The organism is Corallococcus llansteffanensis (genome assembly GCF_003612055.1).
GTDB classification, from domain to species: Bacteria; Myxococcota; Myxococcia; order Myxococcales; family Myxococcaceae; genus Corallococcus; species Corallococcus llansteffanensis.
Window position 1 is genome coordinate 1 of record NZ_RAWB01000378.1, and the last position, 9,878, is coordinate 9,878.

At 69.3% G+C, this 9,878-nt stretch carries 7 protein-coding genes; 1 reads left to right on the plus strand and 6 read right to left on the minus strand.

Translation table 11 applies throughout. From position 1 onward, the window contains the following. Positions 1-44: 44 nt before the first annotated feature. The 6 genes from hemH to D7V93_RS28840 form a co-directional block, all read right to left on the minus strand. On the minus strand, positions 45-1,112 hold the full coding sequence (gene hemH, locus D7V93_RS28815) for a ferrochelatase (protein WP_120646442.1): 1,068 nt from the start codon (positions 1,110-1,112) through the stop codon (positions 45-47). A 28-nt stretch (positions 1,113-1,140) separates the two neighbouring features. After that, complete coding sequence (apaG, locus tag D7V93_RS28820) at positions 1,141-1,524, minus strand: Co2+/Mg2+ efflux facilitator ApaG/CorD (RefSeq protein ID WP_120646443.1); 384 nt, start codon at positions 1,522-1,524, stop codon at positions 1,141-1,143. A gap of 54 nt (positions 1,525-1,578) precedes the next feature. After that, positions 1,579-2,553 (minus strand): TerC family protein, encoded by a 975-nt coding sequence (locus tag D7V93_RS28825; RefSeq protein ID WP_120646444.1) that lies wholly within the window; start codon positions 2,551-2,553, stop codon positions 1,579-1,581. A gap of 109 nt (positions 2,554-2,662) precedes the next feature. Continuing rightward, positions 2,663-4,807: a glycogen debranching protein GlgX gene (gene glgX / locus D7V93_RS28830; protein WP_120646445.1), complete on the minus strand. Its 2,145-nt coding sequence runs from the start codon at positions 4,805-4,807 to the stop codon at positions 2,663-2,665. Continuing rightward, positions 4,804-7,917 (minus strand): malto-oligosyltrehalose synthase, encoded by a 3,114-nt coding sequence (gene treY, locus D7V93_RS28835; protein ID WP_208723180.1) that lies wholly within the window; start codon positions 7,915-7,917, stop codon positions 4,804-4,806. The genes glgX and treY overlap by 4 nt, the downstream gene beginning before the upstream one ends. A 199-nt stretch (positions 7,918-8,116) precedes the next feature. Then, entirely contained in the window at positions 8,117-8,452 is a 336-nt protein-coding gene (locus tag D7V93_RS28840) for an SWIB/MDM2 domain-containing protein (protein WP_120627620.1), read from the minus strand. 378 nt (positions 8,453-8,830) lie between these two features. Here D7V93_RS28840 and D7V93_RS28845 point away from each other — a divergent pair, with 378 nt between their 5' ends. Continuing rightward, on the plus strand, positions 8,831-9,835 hold the full coding sequence (locus D7V93_RS28845) for an NAD-dependent epimerase/dehydratase family protein (protein ID WP_120646446.1): 1,005 nt from the start codon (positions 8,831-8,833) through the stop codon (positions 9,833-9,835). Positions 9,836-9,878 lie beyond the last annotated feature (43 nt).

Genomic DNA, 9,878 nt, shown 5'->3' on the forward strand with positions numbered 1-9,878 from the left:
CCAGGCCGCTCCCGCGCCCCAGGCGGCGCCGGAAGCCCCCGCCCCTACCGCGACGCCGCCCGCGCCGTAGCCGGCGGCCCGTCCGACGCGCGCACCAGCCGCACCACGGCGTCCACCCACTCCGGGTGGGCGTTGAGGGACGGCACCAGCGTCAGCGACTCGCCCCCGGCCTCCACGAACTGCTCCCGCGCGCGGATGCCCACCTCCTCCAGCGTCTCCAGGCAGTCCGCCACGAAGGCCGGGCACATCACCGCCAGCCGCTTCACGCCCTTGGCCGCCAGCTCCGGCAGCACGAGGTCCGTGTAGGGCTTCACCCACGGCGTGCGCCCCAGGCGCGACTGGAAGGACACGGTGTAGCCGCCCTCCGGCAACGCCAGCCGCTGAGCCAGCAGCCGCGCCGTGGCGAAGCACTGCGCGCGGTAGCAGTGCCGGTTCGCGTCCCCCAGCACGTCGCAGCAGCCCGCGGACGCCAGGCAGTGCTGCCCCGTCGGGTCGCTCTTGCGCATGTGGCGCTCCGGCAGCCCGTGGAAGCTGAACAGCACGTGGTCCGCCCGCGCCTCCGCAATCACCGGCCGGGCCACCGCCGCGAACGCGTCCAGGAAGCCCGCGTCGTCGTAGAAGGCCGGCACCGCGCGCACGTTGGGCACGTCCCACCCTTGCGCCAGCACCTCGTAGGTGCGCGCCAGCGACGACGACGCGGACGACGCGGCCTCGTGCGGGTACAGCGGCAGCACCGTGAACTCCGACACGCCCTTCGCCTTGAGCTGCGCGATGGCGTCCGGCAGGGACGGGTTGCCGTAGCGCATGGCGAGCGCCACCTCGTAGTCCCCCTTCAGCCGCTCCGCGACCGCCGCCTCCAGCGCGCGGCTGTACACGAGCAGCGGGGAGCCCTGCGGCGTCCACACCTTGCGGTACGCCTCCGCGCTCTTCGCGGGGCGGAACGGCAGGATGAACAGGTTGAGCAGGAACCAGCGCCCCACCGGATGGATGTCGATGACGCGCGGGTCGTTGAGGAACTCGCGCAGGTAGCGGCGCACCGGCCCCGACTCGGGCGCGTCCGGCGTCCCCAGGTTGATGAGCAGCAGTCCCCGCTTCGTGCTCGGCAGGCTCATGCGCGCAAAGGCTCCGGCAGCGGGGATGTCAGTGCAGCGCGTGCGGCAGCGTGAGCGCGAACTCGGCGATGCGCGCCTCGAAGCGCGTGCCGTCCGGGCGCACCATCTCGTAGGTGCCGCGCATCGTGCCGAAGGGCGTGCGCAGCATCGCCCAGCTCGTGTACTCAAAGCGCTCGCCCAGCCCCAGCTTCGGCTGGCGACCCACCACCCCCTCGCCCTTCACCTCGTCGATGTGGCCCTGGGCATCCGTGATGACCCAGTGCCGGGCGTGGAGCTGCGCGGGGGCGCTGCCCTCGTTGAGGATCTCCACCTTGTACATGAAGGCGAACTGCCCGGACTCGGGCGTGCTGCGCTCCGGCCAGAAGGTCGGCTCCACGGTGACGCGGATGCCATCGGTGGTGGCGGTGGACATGGCGGGAGACTTGGCAGCGACGCCCGCTCGATGCAAGCGAAACACAAGCCTGCTTCAGCTCCGCTCCTGCTCCCGAACCGGCGGCTCCGGCTGCTTCCCCGCCTCCGCCACCTCCGGCGGCTTGGGGAACACCAGCGACGCGAGGATGGCCACCACCAGGCACCCGGCGATGATCGCCAGCGAGATGCCAATGGGGATCTTGTAGTAGCCCTCGATGAGCATCTTCACGCCCACGAAGCCCAGGATGACGCCGAGCGCGACCTTGAGCAGGTGGAACTTCTCCATCAGGCTGGAGACGACGAAGAACAGCGAGCGCAGCCCCAGGATGGCGCAGACGTTGGACGTGTAGATGATGAACGCGTCCTTGCTGATGCCCAGCACCGCGGGGATGGAGTCCATCGCGAAGAGCAGGTCCGTGGCCTCCACCACCATCAGCACGATGAACAGCGGCGTCACCTTGCGCCGGCCGTCCTCGGTGGTGAAGAAGCGGCTGCCGTCGCCCTGGCGCGCCACCGGCAACAGGCGCCGGGACATCTTCACGATGAAGCCCGCCTCCGGATCCACGTCCTCGTCGTCGCCGGACTTCAACATCTTCAGGGCCGTGTACACGAGGAACGCGCCGAAGACGTAGATGAGCCAGTGGAACTTCGCCACGAGCGCCGTGCCCGCGATGATGAGCACCGCGCGCATCACGAACGCGCCCAGGATGCCCCAGAAGAGCACCCGGTGCTGGTGCTGCGGCGGCACCCGGAAGTAGCCGAACACCATCAGGAAGACGAAGAGGTTGTCGACCGACAGCGCGTACTCCACCACGTACGCCGTCAGCCACTCCAGCGCCGGGCCCCTGCCGCCCTGGTGCCAGATGCCCCCGCAGAACGCGAGGCTGATGCTCACCCACACGAGCGTCCACAGCGTCGCCTCCTTCGGCGACACCGCGTGCTCCTTGCGGTGGAACAGCCCCAGGTCCAGGGCGAGCATCGCCAGGACGAAGACGTTGAAGCCCACCCAGGGCCAGAGAGATTCCGTCATCACGTGCGCCCGTTCCCGGTCCGAAGACGCCACGCGAGCAGGCGCACCCCGGGGGAGGTGCCGCCTCGCGCGTCCAGCCTGCTGCCTACCCCGGGAGTGGCCCCGGGGGCTACTCCCATTCCGTCGCGGGCCGGCGCAGCACCACCACGGAGCGCCCCGCCGCCTGCACCTTGCCCCCCGCGGGCGTGTGCGTGCGCTGCGACTCGCCCGTGGCCGCCGTGTCCACCACCAGCTCCCAGTCCGCGCCCCACTCCAGCGCGGGCAGCAGGAAGGTGATGGGCTCGTGGTGCGCGTTGAGCAGCACCAGCAACGTGTCCCCGACGATGCGGTGGCCCTCGTCGTCCGGCGTGGCGATGGCGTCCCCGCCCAGCAGGAAGGCCAGGGAGCGCACATAGGGCTTCTCCCAGTCCTCCCGCTTCATCTCCTTCCCGTCCGGCCGGAACCACGCCAGGTCCTTCAGCTCGCTGTCCCAGATGTGGGCCCCGCGGAAGAAGCGGCGCTTGGACAGGACGGGCTGCTCGCGCCGCAGCTTCGTCATCCGGACGGTGAACTCCAGCAGCTGGCGCTGCTTCTCGTTCAGCTCCCAGTTCACCCACGACAGCTCGTTGTCCTGGCAGTAGGCGTTGTTGTTGCCCTTCTGCGTGCGGCCCATCTCGTCGCCCGCCACCAGCATGGGCACGCCCTGCGACAGGAAGAGGGACGCGAGGAAGTTGCGCTTCTGCTGTTCGCGCAGCGCGTTCACCTTGGGGTCCGTCGTCTCCCCCTCCACGCCGCAGTTCCAGGCGTGGTTGTCATTGGCGCCGTCCCGGTTCTCCTCGCCGTTGGCCTCGTTGTGCTTCTGGCTGTACGTCACCAGGTCGTGCAGCGTGAAGCCGTCGTGCGCGGTGACGAAGTTCACGCTCGCCGTGGGCTTCCTCCCGGACAGCGCATACAGGTCCGAGCTGCCCGTGAGCCGCGAGCCGATCTCCGCCGCCTGCCGGTCATCGCCCTTCCAGTAGCGCCGGATGGTGTCGCGGTACTTGCCGTTCCACTCGCTCCACAGCACCGGGAAGTTGCCCACCTGGTAGCCGTAGTCCCCCACGTCCCAGGGCTCCGCGATGAGCTTCGCCCGGCTCAGCACCGGGTCCTGGTGGAGGATTTGGAAGAAGGCCGCGCGGGTGTCGTAGCCGTGCCTGTCGCGTCCCAGCGTCGTCGCCAGGTCGAAGCGGAAGCCGTCCACGTGCATCACTTCCACCCAGTAGCGCAGCGAGTCCGCGACGAGCTTCAGCGCGTACGGGTGCGTGGCGTTCCACGAGTTGCCGCACCCGGTGAAGTCCATGAAGTAGCGCGGGTCCTTCTCGCTGAGCCGGTAGTACGCGCCGGCGTCCAGCCCCTTGAAGGACAGCGTGGGGCCCAGGTGGTTGCCCTCGCAGGTGTGGTTGTAGACCACGTCGAGGATGACCTCGATGCCCGCGCGGTGCAGCAGCTTCACCATCCCCTTGAACTCCGACACCTGCTCGCCCAGCGAGCCCGACGCGCTGAAGCGCGCATCCGGTGCGAAGAAGCCCAGCGTGTTGTAGCCCCAGTAGTTGACGCGCCCCCGCTGGGTGAGGAACGGCTCGTCCATGTACGCGTGGATGGGCAAGAGCTCCACCGACGTCACACCCACCTTCTTGAGGTGCTCGATGGAGGCCGGGTGCGCGAGGCCCGCGTACGTACCGCGCAGGTGTTCGGGGATGCGCGGGTGCAGCTTGCTGAAGCCCTTGACGTGCAGCTCGTAGAGGACCGTCTTGTGCCACGGCACGTCCGGCCTCCGGTCGTCCTCCCAGTCGAACCCGTCCGACAGGATGACGCCCTTGGGCACGCCCCAGGCGTCGTCCTGCGTGTCCATCACGAGGTCCTCCTCCTTGCCCCCGTGCACGTAGCCGTGGATGGGGGCCTTGGGGTCCACCTTGCCGTGCAGCGCCTTGGCGTACGGATCCACGAGGAGCTTGTGCGGGTTGAAGCGCAGCCCCTTCTTCGGCTCGTACGGGCCGTGGACGCGCAGGCCGTAGAGGCACCCGGCGTGGACGCCGGGCATGTAGCCGTGCCAGACGTGGTTCGTCGTCTCCAGCAGCGGGAAACGACGGGTCTCCTTCTTCGGGTCGGCGGGGTCGAAGAGGCAGACCTCCACCTTCTTCGCGTGCTCGCTGAAGACGGCGAAGTTGACGCCGTTCCCGTCATACGTGGCGCCCAGGGGAAACGGCCTCCCTGGAAGCACCTCGGCCCTTCTCATCCAGTGCTCCTCTCCATCTCCAGCAACACCACCGGGAACTCCGCGAGGAGCGGCCCCAGGGCCAGCCCCTTGCCTCCCGGCCCCTGCTGGGGACGGACCTGACTCCCGGTGAAGACGTTGCGGAACATCATGCCCGCATATTCCTCCGGAAGGTCCAGGAACGTGCCGTCGTACGCCTGCGCCAGTCCCCCGGCCTCCAGCGCGTCCAGGGTGTAACGCGGCGCGCAGGCCACCAGCACCGTGTCGCCGTGCGTGCGGGCGAAGCCCACCGCGGTGGGCGCGCGGGGCCCGGACACCTCCAGGGCCACGTAGCCGCCCTTGCGGAACAGGTCCGCGTGCTTCTGGCGCAGCCGCAGGGCCTCCGCCAGGAGGAAGAGCTTCACCTGGCCGTCGTCCAGGTCCTTGGACAGCCGGGCGCACAGGGCCTTGCGGTCCTTCGCCGCCTCGGCGTCCAGCGCCGTGAGCAGCTTCTCCCGGAGCGCATAGTCCACCGGCCGGCGGTTGTCCGGATCCACCAGCGACAGGTCCCACAGCTCGCAGCCCTGGTACGTGTCCACCACGCCGGGCGAGGCGAGCTTCAGCAGCAGCTGCCCCAGCGCGTTGTGCTGGCCCGCGCGCTCGATGCGGCGCTTGAACGCGCGCACGTCGTCCAGGAACGCCTGGCCCGTCTTCGGGTCGAAGCACGCGTCCACGAAGCGCGCCATCGCGTCGTCATAGGCGCCGTCCGGGTTGGTCCACGAGGTGCGGACCTTGGCCTCCTTGATGGCCTTGCCCATGTACTCGCGCACGCGGCGGTGGAACTCCGCCAGCTCCCCGGCGGGCACGTGCTCGCCCATGGGCCACGCGCCCACCACCGTCTGGAAGAAGAGGTAGGTGTCGTTGGCCGAGGGCGCCGGGCCCGAAGGCAGGTGCGTGATGAACGGCTGCGTCAGGTCCGCCCACGCCCGCACGCGCTCGCGCCAGTCCTCCGGCAGCTCGGTGAGGACGTTGATGCGCGCGCGCACGTCCTCGCTGCGCTTGGTGTCGTGGGTGCTGGAGGTGAGCATGCTCGCCGGCCAGTGCGCCACGCGCTCCTCGTTGCGCTGGTGGAAGATGGTGGCGCGCATGCCGAAGTGCTCCGGCTCGCCGCCCACCTCGTTGAGGCTCACCAGCCGGTTGTAGATGTAGAAGACCGTGTCCTCCAGGCCCTTGGCCATGACGGGGCCCGTCACCTGCTGCAGCTTCATGGCGAAGCGCAGCATCACGGCCTTCTCCTGGTCGCCCACGTGCTCCGGGTAGCGGCCCAGGAGGATGTCGCGCAGGAAGTCGAAGATGGACGCGTTGGTGTTGGTGTTGCGCTCCTTGGCGCGCTGGATGGTCCACTCGATGTATTCCACGTCGCGCGCGTCCAGCTCCGCGCGCCAGCCGTCCACGTAGGTGCGGTAGACGGGGAACAGCGCGATGAACTCGATGAGCGCGCGCCTCAGGCTGTTGAGCGTGAAGTCGCGCGTGCGCCGGTTCATCTCCGAGATGCGGTTGAGCTCGTGCGACAGCACGTTGATCTCGCTCGCCATGGACACGCGCATGATGAGCAGCTTCTTCTGGTACACGAGCTCCGCGAAGTCCTGCGTGCCGCCCGCGAAGCGCTCGTACGTCTCCGTCAGGTGCGCCTCCGCCGCCGGGTGCACGAACAGGCCGCTCACCGCGTTGGCGAAGCGGTAGCCCGTGGTGCCGTGCACCGCCCACGCCTCCGGGATGCGCTCGCGGCCGCCTTGAATCTTCTCCACCGACACGAAGAGCGCCTTGCGCAGCGGGCTCTCCAACGAGCCCATCACCTCCGCGCGCCACTTCTCCCGCAGCAGCGCCTCCACCTGGGGCCAGCGCGGGTCCTGCTTCTCCTTCAGGTCCGCCTCGAACCGGGCCCGCGCGCGCTCCACGAAGAAGCGCTCCTGCAGGTCCAGGAAGTAGGCGGTGGGGTCGAAGAGGCCGTCCGGATGGTCGATTCTCAGGCCGGTGACGCACCCCTCGCGCAGCCACTCGAAGATGCGCTGGTGGGCCTCCAGGAAGACGTCCGGATCCTCCACGCGGATGGCCGCCAGGCCATTGATGTCGAAGAAGCGGCGGTAGTTGATCTCCTCCCCCGCCACGCGCCAGTGCGCCAGCCGGTAGCTGCACTCCTGGAGGAGCGCGTCCAGCATGTCGAATGAGCGCACGTTGCCGGGGGTGCCGTTGAACGCCCGGACGTTCTCATCGATGTACGCCTGCAGCTCCGGGCTGTCCGCCACCGCCGCGGCGAGCCGGCGCTTGATGACCTCCTTCTCCCGGTGCCGCTCGATGACCTTCGCCCGGTCCACCTCCGTGCGCGGCGGCAGGTGCTCCAGCGCGGTGAGGATGGAGAGCAGCTCCACCAGGTGCGGGTGCTCCGCGCCCAGCCGCGCCTCCAGCTGCTCCAGCCCGTGGCGCAGCACGCGCGCGTACTGGCGCGGGGCCACCGGCAGCCGGTGGTCGTAGTAGTGCAGGTGGAAGGCGCCGGCCTCGAAGGACAGCTTCAGCTCCCCCCGCTCCAGCACGATGCCGTACTGGTCGCCGAGGATGGGCAGCAGCACCTTGTCCGCCAGCTCGTCCTTCACCGGCCGCCAGTCGATGTCGAAGAACTTCGCGTAGACGGACGACGGGCCGTTCTCCAGCACGTCCAGCCACAGCCGGTTGTCGCGCTCGATGCCCATGTGGTTGGGCACCACGTCCAGCACCTGCCCCAGGCCGTGCTCGCGCAGGGCGTCACAGAAGGCGGCGTGGTCCTCCGGCGTGCCCACCTCCGGGTTGAGCCGCTGGTGGTCCACGCAGTCGTAGCCGTGGGTGCTGCCCGGCGTCGCCTTCAGATAGGGGGAGGCATAGAAGTCGCTCACCCCCAGGCGCGCCAGGTACGGCACCACCGCCTTGGCGTGCTGGAAGGTGAAGCCCTGGTGCAGCTGCATCCGGTAGGTGGACAGCGGCGTGACGCGCCGCGACTCCAATTCACGCCGCACCTGGCCGAACAGGCCCTCCGCCAGCCCCTCCACCGTCGTGTTCGTGCCATCCGCGTCCGCCTGCCGCGCGGTGCGCTCCCCTGCCTCGTGCCCGTCCTGGAACATGGGACCCACAGGTAGGCCCGACGCGGCGCGTCCGCCAGAGCGCAGATGCCTGTCCGCCCCCTTTTCAACGCTCCGGAGGCCGGGTGTCAGCCAGGGATGCCAGGCAGGGAAAAAGCTGAGGGCCCGTCCCGCGCGATGCGTGACGAGCCCCCGGGGTCCTTCGGAAGACCAGCGACGGCCCCGATGGGCCCTTCGCCAATCAGCTCAGCTGCTTGTTCACCAGCGAGGTCATCTCGAACATGGTGACGTTCTTCTTGCCGCCGAAGATGGGCTTCAGCTTGTCGTCGGCGTTGATCTGCCGCTTGTTCTTCGCGTCCTGGAGGTTGTTCTTCTTGATGTAGGCCCAGAGCTTCTTCACAACCTCGGTCCGGGGGAGCGGCTTGTTACCGACGATCTCCGCCAGCGCAGCGGAAGGCGTCATCTCCTTCATGAAGGACGCGTTCGGCTTGCGAGCGCCTTCGGTCTTCTTGGCGGCGGACTTCTTGGCGGCGGGAGCGGCAGTGGTCTTCTTCGCAGCGGCTTTCTTGGCGGCCATTCGTCTTGTGTCTCCTCCCCTCCGAAGGGGACGTTGCACGGCGTGCTTGCGTCTTCAAGCTAGAGCCGATGGCGCGTAGTAGCACGGCCAAGCTCGAAAAACAGTGCCCATCGCGTGCTTTTTCCCTCGGGAAACGCCCGAAGCGATGGGTTCGGAGGCTAGAACTCGGCCCCGCAGCGCATTCTTCCCTCGGGAATGGAAGCCCCGTGATGCGTCCGGAGCCCTAGAAACCGGCCCGGCAGCGCGTTTTCCCTCGGGGATTGCGTCAACGAACGCGTCCGGAGGCGGATTGCCGGCCCCGCGCCCTCGCGTTCCCTCGGGGACACCGCCCCATTTCGGCGGTGGACGGGATGTGGCTTTTCGGATGAAACACCCCCCATGAATGCCCTCATCACCGGCGCCGGCGGCTTCCTGGGGACCTGGCTCGCGCGCGCGCTGGTCGCTCGCGGCGACCGCGTTTCATGCCTGTTGCGCCCCACCACGGACACCCGCGAGCTGGAGAAGGCGCTCGAAGGGCACCCCTGGCGGCGGGTGGTGGGGGACGTGACGGACCGGGCCTCGCTGGACGCCGCGGTGCGGGGCGTGGACGTCGTCTTCCACCTGGCGGGCATCCGCCGCGCGGCGAAGAAGGACGAGTTCCTGCGCGTCAACGCGGGCGGCACCCGCCTGCTGTGCGAAGCCCTGGCCGCCCTGCCCTGCCCGGAGGGCACCTCGCGCCCCCGGCTGGTGATGTGCGGGTCGCTGGCCTCGCACGGCCCCTCCACCCTGGAGCGCCCCCATGTAGAGGAGGACGCCTTCCATCCTCATGAGTGGTACGGCGAGAGCAAGGCGGAGGCGGAGACCATCGCCTTCTCCTTCCAGGACCGGCTGCCCGTCACCGTGATTCGCCCGCCGCGCATCCTGGGGCCCGGAGACCGGGAAAACCTGTCGTTCTTCAAGATGGTGAAGCAGGGCATCCGCCTGGAGCTGGTCGGAGGCCCCCGGCCGCTGTCCCTGGTGGACGTGGAGGACGTGGTGGACCTGCTCATCGTCCTGGCGGAGAAGCCGGAGGCCGTGGGGCAGGCGTTCTTCTGCACCTCGCCGGAGCGGCTGACGCTGGAGGAGATGCAGGACCTGGGCGCGAAGGCGCTGGGGTACCACCCGCGCACGGTACGCATGCGCCCGGCGGTGCTGACGGCCCTGGCGACGGCGGCGGACGGGGTGACGCGGCTGACGGGCCGCAAGCTCCCCCTGAACCGGAAGCTCGCGCGACAGCTGCTGGCGCCGGCCTGGACGTGCTCGGGGGCCAAGGCCGAACGGCTGCTGGGCTTCCGGCCGCGAAGGAACCTGGCGGAGTCCATCACTCGCAGTGGTGAATGGTATCGCGCCCAGGGCTGGTTATAGACCCATGCGTCCAAAGGGTGGGCCCCCCGGCCCGCCCCCGTCC